Annotated in this window: 26 protein-coding genes; 17 read left to right on the top strand and 9 right to left on the bottom strand. The window is 67.2% G+C overall.

Features of this window, described 5'->3' with window-relative positions; all coding sequences use genetic code 11:
- Nucleotides 1-43: 43 nt before the first annotated feature.
- Entirely contained in the window at nucleotides 44-274 is a 231-nt protein-coding gene (locus AB0B61_RS36765) for a hypothetical protein (protein WP_358442106.1), read from the bottom strand.
- Between the two features lie 364 nt (nucleotides 275-638).
- Here AB0B61_RS36765 and AB0B61_RS36760 point away from each other — a divergent pair, with 364 nt between their 5' ends.
- Nucleotides 639-2,039 (top strand): helix-turn-helix transcriptional regulator, encoded by a 1,401-nt coding sequence (locus tag AB0B61_RS36760; protein ID WP_358442103.1) that lies wholly within the window; start codon nucleotides 639-641, stop codon nucleotides 2,037-2,039.
- Here AB0B61_RS36760 and AB0B61_RS36755 read toward each other — a convergent pair.
- Together AB0B61_RS36755 and AB0B61_RS36750 are read right to left on the bottom strand one after the other, a co-directional pair.
- Nucleotides 2,036-2,695 (bottom strand): alpha/beta fold hydrolase, encoded by a 660-nt coding sequence (locus AB0B61_RS36755; protein ID WP_358442101.1) that lies wholly within the window; start codon nucleotides 2,693-2,695, stop codon nucleotides 2,036-2,038. The genes AB0B61_RS36760 and AB0B61_RS36755 overlap by 4 nt on opposite strands.
- A 156-nt stretch (nucleotides 2,696-2,851) precedes the next feature.
- Nucleotides 2,852-4,816: a hypothetical protein gene (locus tag AB0B61_RS36750; protein ID WP_358442098.1), complete on the bottom strand. Its 1,965-nt coding sequence runs from the start codon at nucleotides 4,814-4,816 to the stop codon at nucleotides 2,852-2,854.
- 593 nt (nucleotides 4,817-5,409) lie between these two features.
- Between AB0B61_RS36750 and AB0B61_RS36745 the strand changes: the two genes are divergently transcribed.
- Nucleotides 5,410-5,805 carry a transposase gene (locus AB0B61_RS36745; protein WP_358442095.1) on the top strand — a complete coding sequence of 132 codons (396 nt, stop codon included), beginning with the start codon at nucleotides 5,410-5,412 and terminating at the stop codon, nucleotides 5,803-5,805.
- A 225-nt stretch (nucleotides 5,806-6,030) separates the two neighbouring features.
- Nucleotides 6,031-6,477 carry a group II truncated hemoglobin gene (locus tag AB0B61_RS36740; RefSeq protein WP_358442092.1) on the top strand — a complete coding sequence of 149 codons (447 nt, stop codon included), beginning with the start codon at nucleotides 6,031-6,033 and terminating at the stop codon, nucleotides 6,475-6,477.
- Nucleotides 6,478-6,544: 67 nt separating this feature from the next.
- Here the strand turns inward: AB0B61_RS36740 and AB0B61_RS36735 are convergent, their stop codons facing one another.
- Nucleotides 6,545-7,177 (bottom strand): hypothetical protein, encoded by a 633-nt coding sequence (locus AB0B61_RS36735; RefSeq protein ID WP_358442089.1) that lies wholly within the window; start codon nucleotides 7,175-7,177, stop codon nucleotides 6,545-6,547.
- Nucleotides 7,178-7,768: 591 nt separating this feature from the next.
- On the opposite strand from AB0B61_RS36735, the gene AB0B61_RS36730 reads away from it, so the two are divergent.
- From AB0B61_RS36730 to AB0B61_RS36720, 3 genes are read left to right on the top strand one after another with little or no spacing between them, the layout of a single operon-like run.
- Nucleotides 7,769-8,416: a TetR family transcriptional regulator gene (locus tag AB0B61_RS36730; protein ID WP_358442086.1), complete on the top strand. Its 648-nt coding sequence runs from the start codon at nucleotides 7,769-7,771 to the stop codon at nucleotides 8,414-8,416.
- A complete protein-coding gene (locus AB0B61_RS36725; RefSeq protein WP_358442083.1) occupies nucleotides 8,413-9,897 on the top strand; it encodes an FAD-dependent monooxygenase in 1,485 nt (494 codons plus the stop codon). The genes AB0B61_RS36730 and AB0B61_RS36725 overlap by 4 nt, the downstream gene beginning before the upstream one ends.
- Nucleotides 9,898-9,924: 27 nt before the next feature.
- The gene (locus AB0B61_RS36720; RefSeq protein ID WP_358442080.1) at nucleotides 9,925-10,689 is read left to right on the top strand and encodes a class II aldolase/adducin family protein; all 765 of its coding nucleotides are present in this window, start codon (nucleotides 9,925-9,927) and stop codon (nucleotides 10,687-10,689) included.
- A gap of 344 nt (nucleotides 10,690-11,033) precedes the next feature.
- Here the strand turns inward: AB0B61_RS36720 and AB0B61_RS36715 are convergent, their stop codons facing one another.
- The gene (locus tag AB0B61_RS36715) at nucleotides 11,034-11,981 is read right to left on the bottom strand and encodes a DJ-1/PfpI family protein (RefSeq protein WP_358442078.1); all 948 of its coding nucleotides are present in this window, start codon (nucleotides 11,979-11,981) and stop codon (nucleotides 11,034-11,036) included.
- Between the two features lie 71 nt (nucleotides 11,982-12,052).
- Here AB0B61_RS36715 and AB0B61_RS36710 point away from each other — a divergent pair, with 71 nt between their 5' ends.
- Both AB0B61_RS36710 and AB0B61_RS36705 read left to right on the top strand, forming a co-directional pair.
- Nucleotides 12,053-13,315, top strand: coding sequence for an MFS transporter (locus tag AB0B61_RS36710; RefSeq protein ID WP_358442075.1), 1,263 nt, complete (start codon nucleotides 12,053-12,055; stop codon nucleotides 13,313-13,315).
- Nucleotides 13,312-13,971, top strand: a complete 660-nt coding sequence (locus AB0B61_RS36705) for a peptidyl-tRNA hydrolase (protein WP_358442072.1) — start codon at nucleotides 13,312-13,314, stop codon at nucleotides 13,969-13,971. Before AB0B61_RS36710 ends, AB0B61_RS36705 begins: the two co-directional genes overlap by 4 nt.
- A gap of 56 nt (nucleotides 13,972-14,027) precedes the next feature.
- Here the strand turns inward: AB0B61_RS36705 and AB0B61_RS36700 are convergent, their stop codons facing one another.
- Nucleotides 14,028-15,005: a DUF3616 domain-containing protein gene (locus AB0B61_RS36700; RefSeq protein ID WP_358442069.1), complete on the bottom strand. Its 978-nt coding sequence runs from the start codon at nucleotides 15,003-15,005 to the stop codon at nucleotides 14,028-14,030.
- 171 nt (nucleotides 15,006-15,176) lie between these two features.
- Between AB0B61_RS36700 and AB0B61_RS36695 the strand changes: the two genes are divergently transcribed.
- The 8 genes from AB0B61_RS36695 to AB0B61_RS36660 all read left to right on the top strand — a co-directional run bounded on the left by AB0B61_RS36695 (nucleotide 15,177) and on the right by AB0B61_RS36660 (nucleotide 21,860).
- Nucleotides 15,177-15,968, top strand: a complete 792-nt coding sequence (locus tag AB0B61_RS36695) for a hypothetical protein (RefSeq protein WP_358442067.1) — start codon at nucleotides 15,177-15,179, stop codon at nucleotides 15,966-15,968.
- 34 nt (nucleotides 15,969-16,002) lie between these two features.
- Nucleotides 16,003-17,964 carry an ATP-dependent zinc metalloprotease FtsH gene (gene ftsH, locus AB0B61_RS36690; protein ID WP_358442065.1) on the top strand — a complete coding sequence of 654 codons (1,962 nt, stop codon included), beginning with the start codon at nucleotides 16,003-16,005 and terminating at the stop codon, nucleotides 17,962-17,964.
- Between the two features lie 29 nt (nucleotides 17,965-17,993).
- Complete coding sequence (locus tag AB0B61_RS36685; protein WP_358442062.1) at nucleotides 17,994-18,536, top strand: DUF937 domain-containing protein; 543 nt, start codon at nucleotides 17,994-17,996, stop codon at nucleotides 18,534-18,536.
- A gap of 16 nt (nucleotides 18,537-18,552) precedes the next feature.
- Nucleotides 18,553-19,134 carry a nucleoside triphosphate pyrophosphatase gene (locus AB0B61_RS36680; protein WP_358442059.1) on the top strand — a complete coding sequence of 194 codons (582 nt, stop codon included), beginning with the start codon at nucleotides 18,553-18,555 and terminating at the stop codon, nucleotides 19,132-19,134.
- Nucleotides 19,135-19,144: 10 nt separating this feature from the next.
- Nucleotides 19,145-19,885, top strand: a complete 741-nt coding sequence (locus tag AB0B61_RS36675) for an EI24 domain-containing protein (RefSeq protein ID WP_358442056.1) — start codon at nucleotides 19,145-19,147, stop codon at nucleotides 19,883-19,885.
- Nucleotides 19,886-20,049: 164 nt separating this feature from the next.
- Nucleotides 20,050-21,120, top strand: a complete 1,071-nt coding sequence (locus AB0B61_RS36670) for a DUF4192 domain-containing protein (RefSeq protein ID WP_358442054.1) — start codon at nucleotides 20,050-20,052, stop codon at nucleotides 21,118-21,120.
- 87 nt (nucleotides 21,121-21,207) lie between these two features.
- On the top strand, nucleotides 21,208-21,468 hold the full coding sequence (locus tag AB0B61_RS36665) for a type II toxin-antitoxin system prevent-host-death family antitoxin (RefSeq protein ID WP_358442051.1): 261 nt from the start codon (nucleotides 21,208-21,210) through the stop codon (nucleotides 21,466-21,468).
- A complete protein-coding gene (locus AB0B61_RS36660) occupies nucleotides 21,453-21,860 on the top strand; it encodes a PIN domain-containing protein (RefSeq protein ID WP_358442050.1) in 408 nt (135 codons plus the stop codon). Before AB0B61_RS36665 ends, AB0B61_RS36660 begins: the two co-directional genes overlap by 16 nt.
- 256 nt (nucleotides 21,861-22,116) lie before the next feature.
- Here the strand turns inward: AB0B61_RS36660 and AB0B61_RS36655 are convergent, their stop codons facing one another.
- Nucleotides 22,117-22,410 (bottom strand): hypothetical protein, encoded by a 294-nt coding sequence (locus AB0B61_RS36655; RefSeq protein WP_358442047.1) that lies wholly within the window; start codon nucleotides 22,408-22,410, stop codon nucleotides 22,117-22,119.
- A gap of 123 nt (nucleotides 22,411-22,533) precedes the next feature.
- Nucleotides 22,534-23,019: a hypothetical protein gene (locus AB0B61_RS36650; protein WP_358442044.1), complete on the bottom strand. Its 486-nt coding sequence runs from the start codon at nucleotides 23,017-23,019 to the stop codon at nucleotides 22,534-22,536.
- 808 nt (nucleotides 23,020-23,827) lie between these two features.
- Between AB0B61_RS36650 and AB0B61_RS36645 the strand changes: the two genes are divergently transcribed.
- Nucleotides 23,828-24,256: a hypothetical protein gene (locus AB0B61_RS36645; RefSeq protein WP_358442042.1), complete on the top strand. Its 429-nt coding sequence runs from the start codon at nucleotides 23,828-23,830 to the stop codon at nucleotides 24,254-24,256.
- A gap of 378 nt (nucleotides 24,257-24,634) precedes the next feature.
- On the opposite strand, the gene AB0B61_RS36640 is transcribed toward AB0B61_RS36645, so the two are convergent.
- Nucleotides 24,635-25,078: a GntR family transcriptional regulator gene (locus tag AB0B61_RS36640; RefSeq protein ID WP_358442039.1), complete on the bottom strand. Its 444-nt coding sequence runs from the start codon at nucleotides 25,076-25,078 to the stop codon at nucleotides 24,635-24,637.
- Between the last annotated feature and the right edge of the window lie 54 nt (nucleotides 25,079-25,132).

Genomic DNA, 25,132 nt, shown 5'->3' with positions numbered 1-25,132 from the left:
CAGGTGGCACCAAGCGCGAGGCTGGCCCAGACGATTTTCCCGCCTAGCGCGCCTGCGACGGGATGATGTTGGTCACCCTGATCGCGTTCGTCACGATTTCGCTGACTATCAGCTCGGCGTCATCAACCACATGGGTCAGGTGCCATTTGTCCATCAAGGCCCGGGTGTGCATACGGGCTGTAGACACGGATGAAGCCATAGCAGGAAGTGGGATGCAGCTGACGAACTGGTCTTCGGCGGTCTTAGCCATATTGCCTCGCTGCTGCTCTAGCACGATTGGCGGCCGCTCCCCTTTATTGCTTCGCGCTGCCAGTCGTGCGGCTCGTGGGGTTAGCCCGGCGCGCGGGACGTGAGAGGGCCGTTCTGCGCGCTCGTGCGTCAGGGACGGGGTTATCCCCGCCAAGTGACCTTGCCGTGAACTCGCTCGAAGGGGCTATGCAACTTCCCGCATAAAGCGCTTATGCATTCCCTGCATGGTCGATTAAGAATCGCAATGCGGACGTTTATGCTCGGACGTAGAACCTGCCCGATGTCTCTTTCGTGACATATATTTCAGGTTCTTCTGGAATTAACATCGTAAAGATGGCTTGGGGGATATTGGGCAGGTTTCAGGCAAGGCGCAACGCGAGGGAACGAGTATGACGACACGCCAGGATCCCCGATCCTGTACGGCCTGCGGGACCCGTCTGGCCAGCGACAACGGGAGCATCCATTGCGGCCCCTGCCAGCGTCGACGAGATGAACCCCGAACGCAGCCGCCGACCGTCCCGCCGGGCTTCTGGTCAGACGGCACCTTGCAGCAGGCCTTCGCTACTCGGCACATCGGGCAGATAATCCGGGCGTACCGTCACCATCCCTGGCATGGAAAGCCGCTCTCCCAGGAACGCGTTGCTGAATGGCTGTGTCTCAGCCAGGCCCAGCTCAGCCGCGTCGAGTCCGGGGCGCCGGTCCAGGACCTTGCGCGCCTGATCGTTTGGGCACGGCTGCTAGGTATGCCGCCTGATCGTCTGTGGTTTCAGCTGCCGGAGAAGCCGGCCATGCCGTCAGCCTTGGCATTGACGGGATTCGCCGGCCTGAGCATCGCTTCCTGGGCGGCCGTGAGCGTGGAGGAGTTGCCGTCGGCCGAGACTCTCCTGGTCAACGCCCGCCGTGATGGGGCCGTCGTAGAGCTCTTGCGCCAGCAGCTCGAGGCGAGCAAAGCCAACGATGGCAGGCTTGGTCCCGCTGCTGTGCTGCCGCAGGTATTGGGCATCCTCGGTGCCGTGCAGCACGCCGTCCATGAGGTGCGGCACGATGTCCGACGGGCGCTGCTGGCGGTGGGCGCCGATGGCGCGGAATTCGTCGGTTGGCTGTACCGCGACCTCCTCGACCTGCGTACGGCGACGTACTGGTACGACCGGGCGATCGAGTGGGCGCAGGAGGCCGACGACAGCTCCATGCAGGCATATGTGCTGCCTCGGAAATCTCAGCTGGCTTATGACCGACGGGATGCGCTGCGGGTGCTCACTCTGGCCGAGGCGGCGCAACGGACAACCGCCCGGCTACCACTCAAGGTTCGCGCCGAGACCACGCTGCAGGAGGCGTTGGGCCTGGCCATGCTTGGCGAACCGCTGCGCATGGTCGAACAGAAGTCGGACGACGCCCGGCAGTTGCTCGCCCGCTCGACGGGCGACGAGGCCGACGCGCTCGGCGGTGTCTTCAGCCAAGAGACCCTGCTGCTGCGCAGCACCGCGTGTCACACCGGGGCGGGCAAGCCCGCTCTGGCGGCCGAGATACTCGCAGGCGTCATCGCCAGTGACGCTCTCTCCGCGCGCGATGGCGGCTACTTCAGGGCGCGACGCGCAGCCGCCCTGGCCATGATCGGGGAGCCGGATGAGGCGGCCATCGTCGGGGCTGAAGCCGCGCGGGTCGCCCAGGCCACTCGCTCCGGGCGTACGACTACCGTCCTGGTGGACGCGATGCGGATCTTGGAGCGCTGGAGTTCGCGGCCGCAGGTACGGATGTTGCGGGACGCCTTGATCGAGGGGCGCACCGCCTAATCGTCGGCCTGTAGCCAACTGGCGACGGTCTCGATGACCGACGCCTGCCAGATTCGGCTCTGAGGGTGAAGGTACTGGGGATCGTCGTGGACGGCGAAGCCGTGCTGCGACCCCTCGATTTCCGCCAAGGTGCAGGTGGTGGTGAACTGTCCCACAGCAACGCGTGAGGACTCGATCGGCACCAGGGTGTCCTTCGTCCCGTGCACGATGAGCGTCGCCGCCTTGATCGCGCCGAGGACCGTATGCGGTTGCAGCCAGAAGACCTCGTTGAGGAGCGGGCGGCCGTGCTTCAGGCTTGGGGTGAAGGCGATGTATCCCTGTTCAGTGAGTTGCCGGGCGACGGTCTCGTCCAAGTAGTCGTCTTGCCAATAGGGCCTGCTGCCGATGGTGCGCTTCTTGTAGTCGAACTGGGGGTTGAGCAGCACCAGCCGACCTACCTCGTCGGGCCTGTGGGCGGCGTAGTAGCCGCAGATCCCGCCGCCGAAGCTGGCACCGAGCAGGCTGAGCCGGGTGGCTCCGGTCGCCTCGCGTACGTGAGCAAGCGCCACCCGGATGTCATTGAGAATCGCCGCGAGAGTCAACTCCTCCTGGCGGCCCTCACTTTCCCCATGTCCGCCGAGGGTGCGAAGGGCGACGGACGTGCTGTGGACCGGCATGGCGCTCCTGGCGGCAGCGGGAGAAGGCCATGGTCCCATCCAGGGGGAAGGATGGTGCGGGCCCCATATCGCCCGCGTCCTCGATCGCCTTCGATCTTCTGCCTTCTGTGTTGGTGGCTGGTCATGGAAGTGCCAGCTCAATGCAGGGCGCGGCGCTCAGGCGACCGAGTGGGTGACGGTGCCCGTGTAGGTGCCCGCGACGGCGGAGGCCGGGATGGCGATGACGAGCGTGGGCTGCCAGCCCGTGGTTTGGGTGAAGAGTGTTGTCTTGCGGCCGGTGAACGCGGTCACCGGCGCCGACAGGGCGACCTTCTGGGTCGAGAGGGGCTGCCCTGGGGTGCGGGTGCCGGCGCCGGATTGGGTGGTGGTGGGGCCGGACCAGTACGAGACGTTGGCGTTCGTGATGGTCTCGGCTGACGATTCGCCCCCGGTGGTGAAATTGGTGGCGGTCACAGTCGCCGTCCAGAGGGGAACCCCCGCCCGGGAGTCGGCCACGGTCACCGTACCCATGGAGACGCTGATCGTGTCTCCTGACGCAGCGCTGGCGAGATTGGCCGAGGTCGGTACGGTGATCGTCAGGATGCCCACGGGCACGACTGTGGCGCCGACGCTGGGGCCCGACGTGCCGACGGTCATCAAGGTGACAACGGTGATGGTGTACGTGGTGCCATTGGTCAGACCGGTGATCGTGCAGCTGAGGGCACCGGCGGTCGTGCAGAACGCGCCGCCCGGGCTGGCAGTGGCGGTGTAGCCGGTGCTGGAGTTCAGGAATTCCGGCGCGGTCCAGGAGATCGCGGCGGTGGCGTCGCCGGGTGTGGCGACGACTGCCGTGGGCGGCTGCGAGGTGACCAGCACGGCGACGAGGCGCTGAGTGGTGGTTTGATCACCGAGTTGGCCTGTGGCGTTCGCACCCCAGCAGTACACGGTGTTGGTGGAGTCCAAGGCGCACGTGTAGTCCTGCCCGCCGCTGATCTGGGTGATGGTCTTGCCGGAGAGCACGCCGGAGGTGGTGACGGTCGCTGGTACCAGGCTCTGGGTGGTGGAGTTGTTGCCGAGTTGTCCGGTGCTGTTGTACCCCCAGCAATAAGCGAGACCGGCGCTGTCCAGGGCGCATCCGTGGGCGCCGCCTGTGGTGAGTTGGTTGATGGTCTTGCCGGAGAGCACGCCGGTAGTGGTCACCGCCACGGCCGTCAAGCTTCCTAGGGTGGAGTTGTTGCCGATCCGTCCGTTGGCGCCGTTTCCCCAGCAATACGCGAGGCCGGCGCTGTCCAGGGTGCACGTGAACCAGTTTCCGGCTCTTATCTCGGTAAGGGTCTTGCCGCTGATCGCGGTACCGATGGTGGTGACGGTCGCTGGTACCAGGCTCTGGGTGGTGGAGTTGTTGCCGAGTTGCCCGAAGCTGTTGTATCCCCAGCAGTAGGCCTTGCCGGTGTTGTCCAGCACGCATGTGTGCTCGTAGCCGGTGCCGATCTGGGTGAGGGTTTTGCCGCTGAGTACGCCGGTAGCGACCACGGCGACCGGTGTGTTCTTGTTGGTGGTCGAGTTGTCCCCGAGTTCTCCCTCACCGTCATACCCCCAGCAATATGCCTTTCCGGTGTTGTCCAGAACGCACGCGAAAGAGTTGCCGGTGCCGATCTCGGTGAGGGTTTTGCCGGCGAGCACGCCGGCGACGCTCACGGCGACGGGCGCTGTCCGCTGGGTGAAAGAGGCGTCCCCGAGCTGCCCGTACGGATTCCAGCCCCAGCAGTAGGCCTTGCCGGTGCTGTCCAGCGCGCAGGTGAAGGACTGGCCCGCGACGATCTTGGTGAGTGTCTTGCCCGCCAGCACTCCGCTCGTGTCCACGGCGACCGGAGTGGTCACGGGGCTGACGGACGTGGTGTTGTTGCCGAGTTCGCCGTTGGTGTTGCTGCCCCAGCAGTACGCTTTGCCGCTGCGGATCGTGCAGGCGTGGCTGTACCCGGCCGCGAGCGTGGTGGCGTGCGACGATACCGCGAGAGCTGCCGGCACGGGCGTCAGGGCGGTGAGGGCGGCCCATCCGAGCACCATGAACGCCACCACCACCATGCCGAGGGAGGTCGCCCGTCGGATGCTCCGCCAGTAGCCGTCCATCGCGGCTCGCATTCGCCGACGCGGCCCTGACGGTGAAGATTTCCGCTGGCAGCCACTCAGCGATCTGTGCATCTGCGTTTCCCCATCAAGTGTGCGACTGCGGACCAGGGCACTCATGTATGGACGGAGCATGGGCAGCACGCTAACACTCTGTGTGATTAAATTCTTGCGCCAAGTAGTTGTGTCGCTGTCAACGGACGGTCACGGTCGTTTACCCGGGGGCGTAGATACTGGATCATCGAGGTCGCAGGTCACTCCCCGTTCCGCCGTGGACGTCCCGCAGGCCCGCGACTTGCAGATCGCCAGGATCGACCGCAGGTGGGGTGCGGTGAACCTGCCCAAACTCGGGCGGGTGAAGTTCCGGTGGACCAAAGACCTGCCCGACCTTACCAAGGGCGGGCCGCCGGGGAGGATCACCGGGGCTCGCCTGGTGAAACAAGCCCACGGGTGGACCATCGCCTTCCGCACCGAGCTGCTGGTCTCCGCCCCCGCGCCGCACGCCGGGCCGAAGGCGGGCATGGACCAGGGCGTCAAGGTGCCCCTGGCCCTATCCACCGGGGAGCATCTCCGGCACGGCCCGTGGCTGTCCAGCGGGCAGCGCGATCGTGGTCGAAGACCTGAACATCACCACCATGATGGCCTCGGCGTCTGGGACCGTGCGGGAGCCGGGGGTCAATGTCGCTCAGAAGCGGGGCCTGAACCGGTCGATCGCGGGTCAGGCGTGGGGCCGGACGGTGGAGTTGCCGACCTACAAGGCCGCCGATCGTGGCGGTCTGGTCGCCAAGGTCGGCCCGCGCGGCACCAGCCAGGAGTGCCGCCGCTGCCACACCACCACGGCGGGATCTCGCGAGAGGCAGTCGCGGTTCGCGTGCAAGAACCTGGCGTGCGGATGGATCGGCAACGCTGATACCAACGCCGCCCGAAACCAGCTTCATCGGTACACCTCTGCCGCCGGACGGGCGGTCACAGGACGTGGAGACTCCGCGATGGCGGGCCTGTGAGGCGTCAAGCATCCTGTCCCACGGTCTCGCCCGCACCCGCGTTGCGAGCTGCTGCATAAGCGGCACAGGAATCCTCCACATCTATTTATGTGGAGGAGCACGTCAATTCAACCGGAGCTTCCATCGCCGGCCTGGACTCCGGCTCGCCGATGGCTTGCCGGGGATCGCACCTCGGCCTCGGGGGCAACCTAGCGCTTGGCTGAGAGTTCGTGTAATGATGTAATCATGGAAACTCTCTTTGAGCACGCAGGTGGCCAAGAAGGGCTCCACAGGTTCCTCGACATCTTCTATGGAAGCCTCTTGTCCGACCCGCTGCTCCAGCCATTGTTCGGCGAAGGACTTCCGCAGCACGTGACACATCTGACGGCTTTCACGGTCGAGACCTTCGGCGGGCCCGACACGTTCTCCAGGGAAATGGGCGGGTTTTCCAGGCTGATCGACGCGCACCGGGGGCTGGGGATCAGCGAGGAGCAGCGTCAGCGGTTCGTCGAGCTGTACATGGCGGCCGCCGATCAGGCCGGACTGCCGGAGGACGCGCCTTTCCGGGAGGCGCTGCGGTCTCATGTGGAGTTCGGGTCGAAGGTGGCGATGCAGAACTCCCATGCCGAAACCGACGACCAACTCCACCCGCTCCGAGAGGTGCCGCAGTGGGGATGGTCCGAGCCGAGCTAGTTTCCACCCAACGTCCCCGCCACTTTCCGCCCAGATCGTGCGCCTGGGCGGAAAGTGTGTGGGAACCCTACTTGTGCTGCAACAGCAGGGTGAACAGCACGTTGGTGGTCGTACTGAGCGCGAACATGGTCACCGCGACGATCAGGTCATCCCGCTTCCGTGCCAGCAACCCGCCCTGCGAGCCCTCCGGAACGTTGACGATGACCGCCTGCGTGAGGCCGGCGCCGAGCCGTTTCCACAGGTACTTGAACCCCAGGCCGAGCACCAGCGGGACCATCGTGACCGGCAGCAGGCTCCACCACACCGGCCCCGAGAACGAGCCGAGGAAGCGGCTGGCGACCGCCGCGCCGACGATCGCCGCCAGGGTGCCGACGGCCAGGCCGGGGATGAGGGCGAACTGCGCCCAGGTCCGCTTCTTCTCGTTGCAGATCTCCCTGATCCGGGCCGCGTCGTTCGCCGTCTCGTCCACCCGGTAACGGAGCAGCAGAGCCGTCCCCGAGGAGAGCGTCAACTCCATGATCTTGTCTTTGTCGACGGGGTCGCGCCGGACCATCCGCACCATCTTCAGCGTCGGGGTCATCCTCGAGCCGAGGTCAACGATGTCCGCTGACGAGTCGGACTCGTACACGACGTAGTTGCTGTCGGTCCAGATGCTGGAATAGGCGCCGGTCTGCTCGAATATCTTGGCGAGCTGTGTCAACTGCTCGCGGTGGAGCTTTGTCGGCCCGAGGTTCTCTTTCCTTGGTGTCCCAAGGCATCGGGGGGTGATGGCCACTAGGCTGCCTCTCGATCTTCGTAGTGGTACTGACTGGCTGGTCGGGCCCTCAGGCGCCAACTCCGAAGCGGCCGAGTTGGTTAGCGCGCCTGTCTCTTTCTCCTGTTGATCGCCTGCACATGCGAACAAAATGGACATTAAGGCAATGTGTGCATAGTTCGCCCATGTGCTTATAAAGCGTAACTCAGGGTGGTTTAATGAACCGCCACTGATCCTAGCTGAAGATCGCAAATGTATTGCGTATTCTCTTCGCGTTTGCCGAAAGACGAGGTGGGTGGGTGGTTATGTCCTCGGGAACGCCGGAAGTGCCGGATGAGACTTGGACGGTGGCGGTGAGATTTATTCACGTTGGTGTTCGGGAAGGCCCTTTCCCGAATCCTTTGTGCGGAAGATAGCGCTTTTGGCTCGGGGGGGCTAGCAGCGGTGGAGCTCGCCCGCTGCGCCGAAGGGCGCCTTGCGGAAAGTTGCTGGATGAGAAAATTTGCCTAGTCAGCAAAAATCTATAGTCTGGGGAGTATGACCGGGCTACGCGCACGAAAGAAGCAGGCGACCCGCGACGCCCTGATGGCCGCCGCGCTCCAGCTCGCCATGGAGCGCGGTCTGGACAACGTGCGGGTCGAGGACATCGCCGAGGCGGCGGGGGTGTCGCCGCGGACGTTCAGCAACTACTTCTCCAGCAAGTGGGAGGCGCTCGCCGCCCGCCACGTCGACCGGACCAGGCACTCGGCGCAGGTGCTGCGCGACAGGCCGCCGGGCGAGCCGCTCTGGGAGGCGGTGACGCGGGCCATGCTGGCGCCATGGCAGAGCGCGGAGCGGACCACGCAGCCGCCCGCCCCTGAGGTGCGGGCCGCCCTGCGGCTGCTGACCAGCGCGCCCGCCATGGAGGGTGAGTCGCTGCGGGTGCTCTTCTCCGCCGATGCCGAGCTGGCCGCGGCCGTCGCCGAGCGCACCGGCACCGACCACGAACGCGACCTCTACCCGCAGTTGGTCGCCACCGCGGTGATCACGGCCACGCAGACCGCCGTCCGCCACTGGCTGCTCGTCGAGCCCGCGGTGCCGCTCCTCCCCCTGATCGAAGAGGCGATGCGCCAACTCGCCACCGGCCTGCCCGACCCGCTCGCCACCCGACTATCCGACCCAACGGCACAAGGAGAACCCCAATGACCGCGGACGTCGTCATCGCCGGTGGTGGCCCCAACGGGCTGATGCTGGCCGGTGAGCTGGCCCTGGCCGGAGTCCGGCCGATCGTGCTGGAGCGGCTGGCGGAGCGGAGCCAGGCGCCCAAGGCCAACGGCATCATCGGGCAGGTCGTCAGGCTCCTCGACCAGCGCGGCCTCTACCGGCGCTTCCTGGGCGTCGCCGAGCCGCCGCGGCCGATCCCGATGTTCCTGTTCGGCGCGCTGCCGCTCGACCTGGCCGAGATCGAGGGCAACACGATGTACGGCATGAGCGTCAAGCAGGCCCGACTGGAGGAGCTGTTCGAGGATCGGGCCCGCGAGCTGGGCGTGGAGATCTGGCGTGGGCGCGAGCTGGCCTCGTTCACCCAGGACGAGACGGGCGTGACGCTCGAACTGGACGGCGGCGAACAACTGCGCACCCGCTACCTGGTCGGCTGCGACGGCGCCCACAGCACGGTCAGGAAGCAGGCCGGCATCGGCTTCCCCGGCGTGAACGCGTTCTCCGTCCTCTCGCGGTCCGGCCACGTCGCCTTACCTGGGGCGACGATCCGGATGGACCGGGGCGAGCTGGAACTGCCCGGCGTGGGCACGATCGCCCTCTACGCCTGGCACCGCACCGAGCGCGGCGCGTACGCCTTGCTGCCCGTAAGCCCCGAGGTCCTGATGGTCAGCTGCATCGAGTGGGACAGCGACGATCCCGGCGAGGACGTCGAGATGACGCTCGGCGAGCTGGGCGAGAGCCTGTCCAGAGTGCTGGGCGCCGACATCTCGCCGGTCAGCCCGCCCGGCCCGGGGCCGCACCTGCTGCGTCGCCTCAGCGGGCGCAACACCCGGATGGCCGACCGCTTCCGAGCGGGCAGGGTGCTGCTGGCCGGGGACGCCGCCCACGTGCACTCCGCGGTCGGGGCGCCGGGGCTGAACCTGGGTCTCCAGGACGCGGCCAACCTCGGCTGGAAGCTGGCGGCCACCGTACGCGGCACGGCGCCGCCCGGCCTGCTCGACAGCTACGACCGGGAGCGCCGGCTGGCCGCCGAGCGGGTCACCATGCACAGCAAGGCCCAGCTCGCGCTCATGTCGCCGGGGCCGGAGGTGACGGCGCTGCGCGAGGTGTTCGGCGAGCTGCTCCAGGACAAGAGCGCACGTGGCCGGATATCTGCCCTCATGTCGGGTGCGGATGTCGCCTATCCCATGGACGCCCCGCCGCACCCGCTGACCGGCTACTTCGTACCCGACCTGGAGCTGGAGCCGGTGCCCCTCGCCACGCTCATGCGGGAGGGGCGGCCGCTGCTGCTCGACCTCGCGGGAAGCGTTCCGAAGGACGTGTGGGGCGGCCGGATCGACGTGGCCACGGCCACGTGCGCGGCGCCGCCCGCCGACGCGCTGCTGATCCGCCCGGACGGGTACGTGGCCTGGGCGGGCACCCCGGACGGCTCGCTGGACGAGGCTGTCAGAACCTGGTTCGGTTAGCCTGATCCCGGACTCTGAGGAGGGCTCATGCCGGAGAATCTGATCTTTCGCCTGCCGCCGACGTTCGAGACGGTCGAGGAGGAACGGCGGCATCGCAAGGAGCGGCTCGCCGCCGCGCTGCGGATCTTCGGCAAGCTGGGCTTCGAGGAGGGCGTCGCGGGACACATCACCGCCCGCGACCCCGAGCTGACCGACCACTTCTGGGTCAACCCGTTCGGCATGTCGTTCAAGCACGTACGCGTGAGCGACCTGATCCTCGTCAACCACGAGGGCAAGGTGGTCGAAGGCCGCTACCCCGTCAACGAGGCGGCCTTCGCGATCCACTCGCAGGTGCACCAGGCGCGGCCCGGCGTGGTGGCGGCCGCGCACAGCCACTCCGTGTACGGGCGCGCGCTGTCGGCGCTCGGGCGGGTCATCGAGCCGATCACGCAGGACGCCTGCGCGTTCTATGGGGACGTCTCGCTCTTCGACGACTACACGGGCGTGGTGACGGACCTGGAGGAGGGCAAGCGCATCGCCGCCGCGCTGGGCGGCAACAAGGCCGTCGTGCTGCGCAACCACGGGCTGCTGACCGTGGGTGACACCGTGGACGCGGCGGCGTGGTGGTTCATCACGATGGAACGCTCGGCGCAGGTGCAGCTCGTCGCGCAGGCGGCCGGGCAGGTGGTGCCCATCTCGCCGGACAACGCGGCCCTGACCCACCAGCAGATCGGCAACGACCTGGTCGGCTGGATCAACTACCAGCCCCTCCACGACCAGATCACCCGCGAGCAACCAGACCTATTCGAGTGATCCGCTTTGTTACGGTCCGGACAAACCCTTCCATCCGTTACGGCAAGCCGCACCCACCGCCACCCGCCGCACGTGGCTGAGGGCCTCCAGGAAAACGGCCGCTGAGCCCGCACAGGGCCGGGCGCCGATACGTGCGTCTTGTTGGCCGTGGCTTCCGTTGCGGGCAGCCGTCTCGGTCCCTGTGACGGTCCGTGGTGGCTGAGGTTCTTGAGGGGAGACCCCTCGGGGGGAGGGAGAGAACGCGGGCCGCAGCGGCTGGGGTGCTTGGGAGGGAGACCCCTCCGGGGGCCGGAAGAAGACGGTCCGTGGTAGCTGGGGCCCAAGGAAGGGACCCAGAACGCACCCTAGCGGCGGAACGTGTGGCGGTAGGTCAGTGGGGCCACGCCGACTGCTGCGTGGAGGTGTTGGCGGAGGGAGACCGTGGTGGTGAAGCCCGCTCGGCGGGCCACCTCCTCCACTCCCGCGTCCGTCGTCTCCAGGAGGTGTCTGGCGTGGTCGACCCGTTGCTTGGTCAGCCAGCGTGACGGGCTCAGGCCGGTTTCCTCGCGGAAGCGTCTGGTAAAGGTGCGGACGCTCATCTTCGCGTGCCCGGCCAGGGCGTCCAGGTCGAGAGGCCTGTCCAGGTGGGAGAGCATCCACGTGCGGGTCGGGGCGGTGCTGGTGCCCGTTGGGTCGGGGAAGGGGCGGTCGATGTACTGGGCCTGGCCGCCGTCCCGCCAAGGAGGCATGACGCAGCGGCGGGCCGCCCGGTTGGCCACCTCGGTGCCGTAGTCGCGCCTGATCACGTGGAGGCAGAGGTCCAGTCCGGCCGCCACGCCCGCCGAGGTGAGTACGTCGCCGTCGTCGATGAACAGCACCGAGGGATCCAGGTCGACCCTGGGGAACAGTTCGGCGAAGTGGGGGGCCTCGCGCCAGTGCGTGGTGGCGGGGCGGCCGTCCAGCAGGCCCGCGGCGGCCAGGACGAACGCCCCCGTACAGATCGACATGATCCGCTTGTGGCCCCGCAGGGCGTCGCGCAGATGCGGCTGGATCGTGCCGTCCTTCATCGTCCGGCCCGCGTGGATGCCGGGGACCAGGACCGTGTCGGCCGTGTCCAGGACGTCCAGGTCGTGGTCGGGCAGGACGCTGTATCCGGCCGAGCAGCGCACGGGCTGCCGGCCGGGGGAGCAGGTGACGACCTCGTAGAGCTTCTCGCCGGTCGCTGACTCCGCCGACCAGAAGACCTGGCCGGGAACGCCCAGGTCAAGAGGGGCGAAATGGTCGAGGACCAGGACCGCGACGCGATGGGTCATGGCCGGATTCTTTCATATATTGGCTATCCGGCCACTCGCGGCGTGAAGTGCGGATAAATCAGGATTAGCGGATGACCATAAGCACCACCACCCGGACCAGGCGGCTGCATCGGGCCTGGTTCGTCGCGGCCGTCGCCTTCGTGGCCATTCTCGGGGCGGCCGGGTTCCGTGCCACTCCGGGCGTGCTGATCACTCCGCTCCAGGAGGAGTTCGGCTGGACCAAGGGCACGATCTCGCTCGCGGTGTCGGTCAACCTGGTGCTCTACGGTCTGACCGCGCCGTTCGCGGCCGCGCTGATGGACCGGTTCGGGATGCGGCGGGTGGTGTCGCTCGCGCTGCTGCTGGTGGCCGTCGGCAGCGGGCTCACGGTGCTGATGACGGCGAGCTGGCAGCTGCTGCTGTTCTGGGGCGTGTTCGTCGGGCTGGGCACGGGGTCCATGGCGCTGGTGTTCGTGGCGACGGTGACCGACCGGTGGTTCGTCCGGCACCGCGGGCTGGTCACCGGCGTGCTCACCGCGGCCGGCGCCACCGGTCAGTTGATCTTCCTGCCGGTGCTCGCCCAGCTGGCCCAGGGGCCGGGGTGGCGGGTGGCCTCGCTGACCGTGGCGGGGGCCGCGCTGGCGGTGGTGCCGTTCGTGTGGTGGCTGCTGCGCGACCATCCTGAGGACGTGGGCACCACGGCGCTGGGGGCGGAGCCCGGCGCGGTCCGTACCCTGCCCGTCCAGCAGAACGCCGCCGTGCGGGCGCTCACGGTGCTCAGGTCGGCGGCGCGGACCCGGGCGTTCTGGTTCCTGGCGGGCGGCTTCGCCATCTGCGGGGCCAGTACGAACGGCCTGGTCGGCACCCACTTCATCCCCGCCGCGCACGATCACGGCATGGCCGAGCCGGTCGCCGCGGGGCTGCTCGCGGTCATCGGGATCTTCGACATCGCGGGCACGATCGCCTCTGGCTGGCTCAGCGACAAGGTGAATCCGAAGGTCCTGCTCGGCGTCTACTACGGGCTGCGCGGGCTGTCGCTGATGGTGTTGCCGGGGCTGTTCGCGGCCACGACCGAGCCCAGCATGCTGATCTTCATCGTCTTCTACGGGCTCGACTGGGTGGCGACCGTGCCGCCGACCGTGGCGCTGTGCCGCCGGATCTACGGGGCGGACGGCGCGGTGGTGTTCGGCTGGGTGTTCGGCTCGCACCAGATCGGCGCCGCGTTCGCCGCCGTGGGAGCCGGGCTCACCCGCGACCACCTGGGCGCTTACGACCTGGCCTGGTACGTATCGGGCGCTCTCTGCCTCCTGGCCGCCGGCATGTCCCTGGCCATCGGGCATGCTAAAGGGCGATGAGTGACGCAGAGTTGATGGTCCTGCCGCTGGTGGTCAGGATCGAGAGAGCGACGCCGCCCGAGCGTACCGACGCTTTGGAGGCGGCCGCGATGGCCGTGCTGAGCCTGCTCGACGACCCCGGCGAGTGGGGTGCGGAGCTGCACGCCTGGCAGTCCACCGGCAAGATCCGCAAGGTCGTGCGCCGGGCCAGGGGTGCCGAGTGGCGCCGGGCGCTGGCGCTGCCCGGCCGTACCGTCGAGCACCGTACGGCCGAGGTGCGCGTGCACCCGCCCGTGCCGCTCGACGACTGGCCCAGAGACCTCGCCCGGTTGCAGGTGTCGGGCACTGAGCTGACCGACACCGGCGACCTCGCGCCCGCGCAGCCGCCGATCCTGTGGGCCAATCCCGGGCTCGCCATGTCGGCGGGCAAGGCCATGGCCCAGGCCGGGCACGCCGCCCAGCTCGCCTGGTGGGCCAGCGACGAGGCCGAGCGCGCCGCGTGGCGGGCGGCCGGGCTGGCCGTGACGGTGCGCACTGCGGCGGCGGCCGACTTCCAGGCGAAGGTGGCCGCGGGGCTGCCTGTGGTGCGGGATGCCGGGTTCACCGAGATCGAGCCGGGTTCGTGTACGTTCGTCGCCGACGCGCCGTGGCTGTACGGGCGGGTCGCCCAGTCGTGACGGGCGCTCGATTTCGATCAGGTCGGTCGTGACGGACCCCAGATCTCAGTCGGTCGTTACGGGCGCTGGATTTCGATCACGTCCGCCAGGACGCCGCCCGCCGGGGTGATCCGGGCGGGTGACGGGCTGTCGTAGACGATCATCAGTCGGCCGTCCGCCAGCACGGCCATCCCCTCGGGATGGTCGCAGCCGATGCCGTACGGCAGCTCGGCGACCGTCTCCAGCTCGTCCGCCGTGACCACCTCGCCCGCTCGGTGGACCCGCCAGCGCAGCACGCGTACCGGCCCGTCGAGGCTCATGCTCGGCCCGGCCAGCAGCAGCACGTCACGGCCGTACGGGCACAGGTCCCGCACGCCCAGCCCGCCCAGGTCCAGGAAGTGCTTGCGGCACGGCTCACGCAGCCGCAGCCGGCCCGGGTGGGCCTCGACGGGCCTGATCTCCAGGACCACCGCCCAGCCGCGCAGCACCGGGCCGCGGAGTCCCAGGTAGACCCGCTCGTCCAGCACCGCGATGCCCTCGATGTCGAGGCCGTTGTCCTTGCCGGGCAGCGCGAGGAACGGCGCGAGATGCGGGTCGTCCTCCAGATGGGCGGCGATGTTGTCCCGGCCCGAGAGGATCGCGCCCGGCAGCGGGGCGTTGGTGGCGGGGTCGAGCGGCAGGCGTACCAGGATGAAGCGGTTCTCCTCGCGGACCACGGTCGCCAGCCGTTTGACGGCCTTGGCCGGGTCCTTGGCCGACTTGATCCGGCGGCGCTTGAGACTGTGCGAGCCGACGGCCCACAGGTGGCCGTCGGCCCTGGCCAGGCCCTCGATGTCGGCCTCGTCATCGGGGCCCGCGGGCAGCGGTACGTAGTCGGCCAGCCGGAAGGTGCGCTGACCCGCGTAGTTCACGCCGGTCCAGGCCAGATGCTCGATGGTGGCGGTCTCGTCCCCGGCCACCCACAGGCCGCTGCCGTCGTGCCGTAACGCGGAGAGGTTCGTGTGCGTTTGGGAGGCTTGCGAGGCCGGGTCGAATCGGAGCTCCACCTGTTCCACGAAGCCATGATGACACTTCGGCCGCTTCATAAGCGGAATGGCGGGATTTGTCGTACGCTCCCGATCGTGCTCGATGGGGATGATGGGACCGAAGGTTCCCGTGTGAGAACTGCTGCCAGGCCGGGAACCCCTGTTTCTTCACCCAGGCGATCCCGCATCGGCGATCTGCGGATGCGGGATGTATACCGGGGGCTCGCAGTCGTGACCGCGGTGGCGGTCGTCACTGTCACGGTGGTCATGCTGCTCCCGTCGCGGCCGGACGAGGTCGCCACACGGCCGGTCGCCGCGCCATCGACCGTGCCGACCTCGTCCGCGCCGCCCCCTGCCACAGTGTCGTCCGAGCCGTCGGTGTCTCCCTCGCCGGTGGACTCCGCCGAGGCGGCCGCTCCCCGCGCCACACCGACTCCCGGCTCGACCATCGCGCCCGGATACACCGCCATGGAGGCCCTGTACGCCGACCCCCGGGTCCCCAAGCTGCCGAAGAAGGTCGCGCGGCTGAAGATGACCAAGCCCGGCAGGGACGTGGTCAAGGACCGGCGGACCGGCCTGGTCGTGCCCAGGCTCGGCAGGCCGTGGAAGGCGCACCGAGCGGCGCCGTTCACCAGCAAGCAGGTGCTCCCGCTCAAGCGCGGCTCGAACCAGCGGGGCATGCTCGTCACCTGCCCGCTCCCGATCGAGGAGCAGAAGTCGGCGCGCGACACCGCGCTGCTCGCCGCCCGCTGGACGCTCAACCACCATCCCAAGGGCAGCCGGATCCGCTGGCAGGTCTCCCAGCCGATCAAGGGCGGCTGGCTGCTCACCTACCAGGTCAGGTACGGCAAGCACGTCTCGCGGGCGGCCGTGGTCGTGCTCGACGGGGGAATGGCCAAGCCGGGGCTGGCGTTCGTGACAGTGCCGGAGTCGCAGCGGACCAGGTGGCGTGACATCACGCGCGTGGTTTCCGGGGTGCGTGTTCTAGGCTAGAAGATCATGTACGGCGATATGGGGGAGTGACGCCGTGGAACGCCCAGGTCAGCCGAAGGCGCCTGACAAACGCTCGGGACAGCCGCAGGCGCCTGACAGAGACAAGCCCAAGCCGCCCTGGCGCGCGGAAGGGCTGCCCGGCTCGTCCGGCGGCGGTCGCCCGAAGATCAACTGGTGGCGCTTCGTCGTCACGCTGCTCGTCGTCTACGCGGCGTTCTTCCTGGTCTCGTCCTTCTTCGACTCCGGCTCCGTCGAGACGGTGTCCTACACCGAGTTCACCAAGCAGGTGACCTCGAAGAACGTCAAGGACATCTACGCCACGGGCCTGTCGGTCGAGGGCGATCTGCGGGCCGCGGCCAAGGATCCGGACAGCGGCAACAAGTCGTACACGAAGTTCAAGACGGAGATCCCCGCCTTCGCCAACAACGACCAGCTCTACCAGCAACTGGAGAGCAACGGGGTCGACATCAAGGCCGACCCGATCAACGGCGGGCGCGGCTTCTTCGTGAACCTGCTGCTCTCCCTGCTCCCCGTTCTGCTGCTGGCCGGGCTCTGGATCTGGATCATGCGCCGCGGCGCCAGCATGATGGGCGGCGGCGGGCTGAGCGGCCTCGGCCGGTCCAAGGCGGCCAAGCCGGTCGAAGCGGGTCAGGTGCGGGCCACGTTCGCGGACGTGGCGGGCATCGACGAGGTCGAGAACGAGCTCGTCGAGGTCGTCGACTACCTGAAGGACCCCGACAAATACCGCAGGCTCGGCGCCAAGCTGCCCAAGGGCGTGCTGCTCGCCGGGCCTCCCGGCACCGGCAAGACGCTGCTGGCCCGCGCCGTGGCCGGTGAGGCCAACGTGCCGTTCTTCTCCGCCAGCGCGTCGGAGTTCATCGAGATGATCGTCGGCGTGGGCGCGTCACGGGTACGCGACCTGTTCGAGGAGGCGCGCAAGGTCGCCCCCTCGATCGTGTTCATCGACGAGATCGACGCCATCGGCCGGGCCAGGGGCGGCGCCGGCGGCATCGGCGGGCACGACGAGCGCGAACAGACGCTCAACCAGATCCTCACCGAGATGGACGGCTTCTCCGGCGTCGAGGGCGTCATCGTCATCGGGGCCACGAACCGGCCGGAGATCCTCGACCCGGCGCTGCTGCGGCCGGGCCGGTTCGACCGTACGGTCCAGGTGGGGTTGCCCGACGCGGCCGGCCGTACCGCGATCCTGGCCGTACACAGCAGAAGCGTGCCGCTGGACGGCGAGGTCAGCCTCGACCAGATCGCCAAGACCACGCCCGGCATGACCGGCGCCGACCTGGCGAACCTCGTCAACGAGGGCGCGCTCCTGGCCGCCAAGCGCGGCAAGGAGAAGGTCGGCATCGCCGACTTCGCCGACGCGCTGGAGAAGCTGCAGCTCGGCGCGGCGCGCAGCATCGTGATGCCGGAGGAGGAGCGCACCAGAACCGCCTTCCATGAGGCCGGCCACGCGCTGCTCGGCATGCTGCAGCCCGGTGCCGACCCGGTCAGGAAGATCTCGATCATCCCGCGCGGGCGGGCGCTCGGCGTCACACTGTCCACGCCTGACACCGATCGTTACGCGTACGACGAGCAGTATCTCCGCGGGCGCATCACCGGCGCGCTCGGCGGGATGGCGGCCGAGCAGGTGGTGTTCGGCGTGATCACCACCGGCGCCGAGAACGACCTGGAGCAGGTCACCATGATCGCCCGCGGCATGGTCGGGCGCTGGGGCATGTCGGAGAAGGTCGGGCCGCTGACCATCCTGCCCAGCGACGGTCAGCCGCCGCAGGCCTCGCCCGCCATGCTCGCCACCGTCGACGAGGAGGCGCGGCGGATCGTGGACGAGTGCTACGAGCGCGCGCTGCGTGTCCTCAGCGAGAACCGCGACAAGCTCGACGCCATCGTCGCCGCCCTGCTGGAGCACGAGACGCTGGACGAGGCGAGCGCCTACGCCGCCGCCGGGCTTTCCGGGGACTTGGGCAAGCCCGTAACGTAAATTGAGGCCGCGCCGGGCAGGTCTCCGATGTGACACTGAACGACGAGCTTCTCGCAGAGCTCGGCGATGCCGGGCTGGAGGAGGTCGCCGGGCTGCTCGGCACGGACACCGCGACGGCCCGCATCGTGCTCACGACGGTGTCCGGCACCATCATCGGCGGCCTGGCGCGCAACACCGCGCACCCTGAAGGTGCGGAGGCGCTGCGCGCCGCGCTCGACGACCATGTGGACGCCGACCCGTTCAACGGCGACGTGGCGTCGCTGTCGCGTGACGGGCAGAGCATCCTGGGGCACGTACTCGGCGGGCAGGGCACCGAGCAGGCGGCCGACGGGTTGGCACGGCTGGTGGGGGTCGACGGCCGGGCGATCATGAGGTTGCTGCCGTTGATCGCGCCCATGATCATGTCGTTGCTGGCCGGACGGGCGACTCGCGGGAGGATGGAGGCCGGGGCCGTCGCCGACGCCCTGAACGAGGAGAGCGCCATCCTTCCCACCGAGCTGGCCGAGCTGCTCGGCGCGATCTTCGATGGCGACTCCATGGACGTACCCGGGCAGCCGAACTTCGACAGGTGACCGGTAAGCTGGTGCGGTGATCATCCTGGCCTCAGCGTCCCCTGCCCGGCTGGCCCTGCTCCGCAGCGCCGGACTCGACCCCAAGGTGATCGTCAGCGGCGTCGACGAAGAGGCCTATACCGCCTACTCGCCCGCCGCGCTCGCCCTTGAGCTGGCCAAGGCCAAGGCGTCGGCGGTCGCGAGCGGGCTCGACGAGGGCCTGGTCATCGGCTGCGACTCGATCCTGGAGCTCGACGGCAGGCCCTACGGCAAGCCGGCCTCGGCCGAGGAGGTGCTCGAGCGGTGGCGGATGATGCGCGGTCGGACCGGGCGCCTGGTGACCGGCCACTGCGTCATCGACGTACCCGCCGGCCGGCAGGTGGCCGAGGTGTCCACCACCGTGATCCACTTCGGCCGGCCGTCCGACGAGGAGATAGCCGCCTACGCCGCCACCGGCGAGCCGCTGGGCCTGGCCGGGGCGTTCAGCATCGAGGGGCGGGGCGGCTGGTTCGTCGAGGGCATCGAGGGCGACCACGGCAACGTGCTCGGCATCTCGTTGCCACTGCTCCGCAACCTTTTCGGCGAACTGGGCTACGCGGTGACGGCCTTCTGGCGCTAGCGTGCCGGGCATGCGATCAGTACGCGACTTCTTGGCGGGCGTCGGCTTCTTCTTTCAGGGTGTGGGCTGGGTCGCTAAGAATGGCCGGTGGTGGCTGTTCGGGTTGATCCCGGCGCTGCTGGCTTTCGTGGTGTACGTGGTGGCGTTGGTCTTCCTCGGCACGAACGCGTCCGATATGGCGGAATTTCTTACGCCGTTCGCCGACACGTGGGGGTGGCGGGACCTCTTCCGTACGCTGATCGGGATCGCGCTGGTCCTCGGCGGGCTCGCGCTGGCGGTGCTGACTTTCACGGCGCTCACGCTGGCGATCGGGGAGCCGTTCTACGAGAAGCTGTCCGCCACGGTGGATCCGCTGCCGGGGGCGGAGGAGCAGCCGTGGTGGCGTACCTTGCCACGGTCTCTGCGGGACAGCCTGGTGACGTTGGGGTATGTGCTGCTTTTCACCGTGCCGCTGTTCTTCCTGGGGTTCGTGCCGGTGGTCGGGCAGACGGTGGTGCCGGTGCTGGGGGCCATGGTCTCCGGGTTCTTCCTGACGGTGGAGCTGACGACGCTGGCGCTGGAGCGGCGGGGGATGGGGCGTAAGGAGCGGTTCGCGCTGCTGCGGGGGAACAAGGCGGGGGCCTTGGGGTTCGGGGTGGTGGTGTTCTTGCTGTTCTTGGTGCCTTTTGTGGCGGTGGTGGCGATGCCGGCGGGGGTGGCGGGGGCGGCCCTGTTCGTCCGCAACCGCCTGGCCCCAACTCCCACACCCTGACTCCGGACTCCTGATCTCCCGCCCCCTGATCTCCCGCGCTCATCCACAACCCCGCGTCCAGTTGTCGCTAACCCCTCGCCCCCCACTCGGTTATCTATCCGCCTATCCCCAGAACGCGGTTCGGCGCCTTGGGGACACCCTTCGTCCGGGCATCCTCATGCCTCATGACGACCAAGGCCTCCGAGCCCTGCCTGACCCTGACCAGCCCCACCGACGTCCTCGCCGCCGTGCCCTACCTCGTGGGGTTCCACCCGGTCGACAGCCTCATCGTGCTCGGCCTCGCCCGAGGACAGGCCAAGCTGGCGACCCGCTGGCCGCTACCGTTTCCGCCGGGCACGCTGGAGCCCTTGTCGGCGCTGTTCGATCGGGAGGCCATCACCCACATCATCCTGATCGGCTACGGCCCTGGAGACCGGGTCACCCCGGCCGTGGACGAGGCCCGCCGACTGGCCGCCCGGGCAGGCGTCGGCGTGGACGAGGCCCTGCGAGCCGAGGGAGGTCGTTACTGGTCGTACGTGTGCGACGTGCCCCAGTGCTGTCCTCCCGAAGGCACTCCGTACGACCCCTCGACCAGCCAGATCGCCGCCGAGGCCACCGTGCACGGCCTGGTGGCACTGCCCGACCGCCAGAGCCTGGAACGCACCATCGCCCCGCTCACCGGCCCCGTCCGGGTGTCGATGCGCCGCGCCACGGCGGAGGCCGTCGCCGAGTTCCGCACCCGGCTGATGGAGGCGACGGACGTGAACGCGTTCGCCCAGCAGTTCGTCACCCGGGGCCTGGTCAGAGTCCGCGCCGCCCTGGCCACCCACGCCGCCGGTGGCCGCCTGGACGATGCCGAAGCGGCCAGGCTCGGCCTCGACCTGGCGGTGATCAGAATCCGCGACGAAGCCTGGACCCTCGCCGGTGACTCCCACGCCGCCCTCTGGAAAGACCTCACCCGCTGCCTGGAGCCACGCTTCACCCCACCGGCTGCGTCCTTGCTGGCCATGGCCTCATGGCGCACGGGCGACAGCGTCCTGGCCACCATCGCCCTCGAACGCGCCCTGACCACCGACCCGACCTACTCGATGGCCAATCTACTCATGCACGCCCTTCAGCAACTCCTGTCCCCGGCGACCCTGCTCGACCGCCTCCCCACCCCAGCCGAACTGGACTCCGCAATGGGTCCCGTTCACGCGGGCTGGCTGATCCCCCTGATCAACATCCTCGACGAAGACCACGAAACGGCGGCTTGATCTGCATACCTCAACCCCACGCCGAGCCCAACCGCCCGGACTCCTAAAGGTAGCCTTTGGAGGCACGAGATCAGATAATCTGATTTTATGAAGGTGATGACTGCCACCGAGGCGTCTCGGAGCTTCGCGACGGTTCTCGACGAAGCAGAACGGGGTGAAACAATCATGGTGACTCGCGGTGGAAAGCGGATTGCGGTGATCGGTCCCGCGCCCACTGCGCCAGGACGGATGGTCAAGGCCTTCTTGGCCAGAAGCGCGGGGACGCTGGACGCCGACTTCGAGGGCGATGTGGCGGCCGCCCGCGAGACGGTCGACGACGAGATGAGGAACACGTGGCCCGACGCCTGATCCTCGACACGGGTGTGCTCATCGCTGCGGAGCGAGGCAAGGCGTCTGTGGACACGGTGATCGGAGACGCCGACGATGTGGCGATCGCCGCCATCACCGTGGCTGAGTTGCTGGTCGGTGTGGAGCTGGCCGATGCTGCACGTCGCCCCAATCGGCAGGCTTTTGTGGATGAGGTTCTTGCGCTGATTCCGGTCGAGGAATACACGACGGACATTGCCAGGGTTCATGCTCGTCTCATGGCGCATGTTCGGCGAGAGGGAAAGAAGCGGGGGGCGTACGATCTGCTGATCGCTGCGACGGCCGCGACCACCGCGAGAACGGTGATTACGATGGACTCGTCCGCCGCATTCGACGATCTCCCCGGTGTCAGGGCGCAAGTCGTTCCTCATTGAGCTGTACCACGTGGCCTGGTGGTGCTCCTCGCGACGCAGTCGTTCGTCGTACACACGTATCTGAGGCGGATGGCCCAAGATGTGGAGTGGACGTCATACTCCGGCAGGGCGAGGGCATGGCGACTCGTCAGTGTGTCAGCACGGAGCCCAGGCGTCGGATCACGTCGGCCTCGGCTGAGCTTGGCTCCACGGCTTGAATTCTCGTGATCGTTTCTCGGTCCGGCCCTTGAGGGGGGCCGCTCCTGCAGGTGAAGGCCTAGTTTCGAGGCGCGGGTGACCCGCCGTGTTCGGGTCGCGGCTTGTTCATGGGTAGTGGGTCGGGGGCAGGGCGGGCGCTGGAGCGGCACCGGTAACCGGCGGAGGTCGTCGCGCAAGGCGGCATCGCGGCGATTGCTGCCTTGAGCTTGGGGTCCAGTTCGGCGGTGGTGGCGAAACGGGCACCGTGCTCGCGGCATGTGGCCACCGTCTCGGCGGCGCAGAACGCGCTGTCGCCGTGCATCATCAGCGTGCTGTCGTCCCGCTGACACGCGCCATAGGAATCGACTCGCACAGCAGGGACGCGGCAATCTGCCACCCGCCAGGGCCATACAGTTGGCTGCGGCCTGGATGCAGCATCTGAAGCAGAATGTAACGATCGATGGACGCCCCATCAACTGTACTACTGAGTTAGAGGCTAAGACGCGAATTCGACGAAGATATCCATCTTCGTAACATCATCTGACTTATCAATGACGAGATTGATGCCCTCACCATGCTGCCGCGTGGTGACACCATCGATAAATCTGGAGCCCATTTTATCCTTCACTCGATCAATACGTTCCCATCCCTTCGATATGAACTTATCGATGATCTTCCCACTGTCCGTCGTGATACCTGCGGTAAACAATAGATAACCGCCGTCACCAGAGTCGCAGCCATTTCCTTCCTGGAGAGTCGCGGCGACAGTCTCCGGGAGAAGCGGCGGGACAATTTTCCTGAGTTCGCTGATGTCCTGGGCGGCCGCCTGTTCACACCCTATGCCGAGCATCGAACAACCGACCATGGAGAACACCAAACCCGATATCGCCGCAAGACGCGCGCAGCACATGAGGAATCGCTTCATTGTTGAGATCGCTTCCCACAAATATAGGGGCGGCGTAACCCAGCCCACGCCGCCCACACCATCAAGGTGATGATTGTACCGCCATGTCCATCTTGCCGAATACGGAGCTTAGATCAAGCACAATTTTTAGCCCCTCCATTACATCCGCCCCCCGGAAGGTACGGCTTCCGCAACTGGCCTCGGCTCCACAAATCCTCCGCGACAGGGAAGAGTCGATCAAACCAGGCATTATAGATAAACTCTACCCCCGTCTCCTTCCATACCGTACTATCCTTCTCCCACGCATCCAGTTGCGCTGTATGGTTTTTGCCCAGAGCCGCGCAACGCTGTTGTTGTAGACGTCAGCGGTCGTGTCACACTTAGGGTTGTTGAAGCACGGCCCTCTCTTCGCGTCCTCCTTCGATTGCTCCTTCTGCCACTCCCCCTTTTCGTGAGCGTCTCCGAACCCTACTGCCGCCTGCTGGGATACCAGATGAGCTATGGAGACTTGCCACATAAAGTGGCGAATGGCGTTCTTTTCGCCGCTGGCGTACTTGTCCTTCGCACGCTCCAAATACAGGCTCAATGACATCGAAGCCGCATATGCTTATTGCGGATGCTCTGGAGTCACGGTATGGGGTGGGACGAACTGGTATTATCCTGTGCCGAAACATGACAGATTCGATACGTGGATGAAAACCGGAGTTCTCGACGGGACTCAAAAGAATGTGACTAACGCAAAACAGGGACGGAAAGATTTGGATGCGATGCTGAGCATAGGCGGCGGTGACGGCGCCGTTTGGGCATTCTGGTCATGCGTTGAAGACGAAGGGAAGAAAGCATTGTGTGGATAAGAGCGGTTTTGGTAGGGGGTCTTTTAGGTGTCGTGCCTATCGGAATTATCCTTGCCTTCCGAAGTGGGTTGTTTTCTGCGCCCATTCCTCAGGTATCTCCCGCCGCTCTCGATGATGTACGCCGCATCGGCATAGTGCAGGCGGAGGATAGCATCGAAGACGGTTACGACGATGATGTAGAGATCACTAATACGTTCGTCATTGATGTCGGAAGCACGAGCAACAAGGAAGCGATCGACAAAACTGCCGACCTTCTCAGCGGGCGGGGATGGGAGATTCTAGGAAAGAGCCCAACAGGGGCGGCAATGAAATCCGCTAAATGGGCCGCATCCTTGTCCGTGGATTCATTCGATCCCGCATCTCTCCGGTACCATCCCAAAATTCTGAAAGCACTACAGGGCAAATCAGTCAGGGCGGAAGCCTTTGCCATCGTCCGAGTCAACGTTTATCAGGGCGGATAACGCTATCAAAAGTCCAAACTTTCACGATCTGCTCTATGTTAATTTGCGCCAGCTTGCGATCTCTGGAATTGGTTGAGGGGGTGACATGGCCGCCGCGGGCCTGCCCCTTGTTCTCCTCGGCTGGTGTCGTTGAGGCGGCCTGCCGTCGTGCTGAGAAGCGATCGAGCTGATGATCACAATGGCTTGAGGATGTGCCGGTGGGTTCTGGGGCACCCCGAACCTCTGCGGCGCCGGCACGTCCGCAGCACGCGGGGATGGGCCCAATTGATCATCCCCGTGTGCGGGGTCTACGACCGCATCGGGGCGGCATTCTTGGCTTTGGCCGCCGCTAGCATCGTCGGCCTGGCTTGCTCGTTGTCTGAACCGTCAGGCCGTGTGTTATCTCGCTGCACCCCAAACGAGGGCTGTCCGGTCGGCCGGCAGGATGCGGTTGCCCTTGTGCGGCTGGCTGAGGACGAATACCGGAACCCCCTCGGGGATGTCCAGCTCCCTCCGCTCGTCTGGGGACGGCATGCGAGCGGTGACCTCGGCGGGCCCCTCCACGACTACCCGTTCGACGGGGGCCTGCGGGCGGACGTAGGAGCCTTCACGCTTCACGGTGACGATCAGTCCCTCGCTGCGCAGTACCCCGAGTGCCTGCCGTACGGCGACGCGGCCGAGCTCGTACTCCTGCATCAGCCGGCCCTCTGAGAGGAGTGCCTGGCCAGGCGTGAGCCGTCCCGCTGCGATGTCCGCGCGGATGATGTCGGCGAGCTGGGCGCAGCGGTGCCCACGGCGAGACGGCCCTTCGTCGATCCAGGGCGCATGCCCTCCGGCGGCCACGATTCCCCGCGTATCAGGACAATACGGCGGGATTCCAGAAATATTGCGGGGGGA

It is taken from the genome of Nonomuraea sp. NPDC049158 (genome assembly GCF_040648335.1).
Lineage (GTDB): Bacteria > Actinomycetota > Actinomycetes > Streptosporangiales > Streptosporangiaceae > Nonomuraea.
The sequence above is the reverse complement of the archived record's forward strand: the minus strand, read 5'-3'. Positions and strand labels throughout refer to the sequence as shown.

What these genes read in the sequence shown, in the direction of transcription:
- AB0B61_RS36760 (WP_358442103.1), top strand. Translation starts at nt 639, where the DNA reads ATGACGACACGCCAGGATCCCCGATCCTGTACGGCCTGCGGGACCCGT.
- AB0B61_RS36755 (WP_358442101.1), bottom strand. Translation starts at nt 2,695, where the DNA reads ATGCCGGTCCACAGCACGTCCGTCGCCCTTCGCACCCTCGGCGGACAT.
- AB0B61_RS36750 (WP_358442098.1), bottom strand. Translation starts at nt 4,816, where the DNA reads ATGCGAGCCGCGATGGACGGCTACTGGCGGAGCATCCGACGGGCGACC.
- AB0B61_RS36740 (WP_358442092.1), top strand. Translation starts at nt 6,031, where the DNA reads ATGGAAACTCTCTTTGAGCACGCAGGTGGCCAAGAAGGGCTCCACAGG.
- AB0B61_RS36730 (WP_358442086.1), top strand. Translation starts at nt 7,769, where the DNA reads ATGACCGGGCTACGCGCACGAAAGAAGCAGGCGACCCGCGACGCCCTG.
- AB0B61_RS36725 (WP_358442083.1), top strand. Translation starts at nt 8,413, where the DNA reads ATGACCGCGGACGTCGTCATCGCCGGTGGTGGCCCCAACGGGCTGATG.
- AB0B61_RS36720 (WP_358442080.1), top strand. Translation starts at nt 9,925, where the DNA reads ATGCCGGAGAATCTGATCTTTCGCCTGCCGCCGACGTTCGAGACGGTC.
- AB0B61_RS36715 (WP_358442078.1), bottom strand. Translation starts at nt 11,981, where the DNA reads ATGACCCATCGCGTCGCGGTCCTGGTCCTCGACCATTTCGCCCCTCTT.
- AB0B61_RS36710 (WP_358442075.1), top strand. Translation starts at nt 12,053, where the DNA reads ATGACCATAAGCACCACCACCCGGACCAGGCGGCTGCATCGGGCCTGG.
- AB0B61_RS36705 (WP_358442072.1), top strand. Translation starts at nt 13,312, where the DNA reads ATGAGTGACGCAGAGTTGATGGTCCTGCCGCTGGTGGTCAGGATCGAG.
- AB0B61_RS36695 (WP_358442067.1), top strand. Translation starts at nt 15,177, where the DNA reads ATGCGGGATGTATACCGGGGGCTCGCAGTCGTGACCGCGGTGGCGGTC.
- AB0B61_RS36675 (WP_358442056.1), top strand. Translation starts at nt 19,145, where the DNA reads ATGCGATCAGTACGCGACTTCTTGGCGGGCGTCGGCTTCTTCTTTCAG.
- AB0B61_RS36670 (WP_358442054.1), top strand. Translation starts at nt 20,050, where the DNA reads ATGACGACCAAGGCCTCCGAGCCCTGCCTGACCCTGACCAGCCCCACC.
- AB0B61_RS36665 (WP_358442051.1), top strand. Translation starts at nt 21,208, where the DNA reads ATGAAGGTGATGACTGCCACCGAGGCGTCTCGGAGCTTCGCGACGGTT.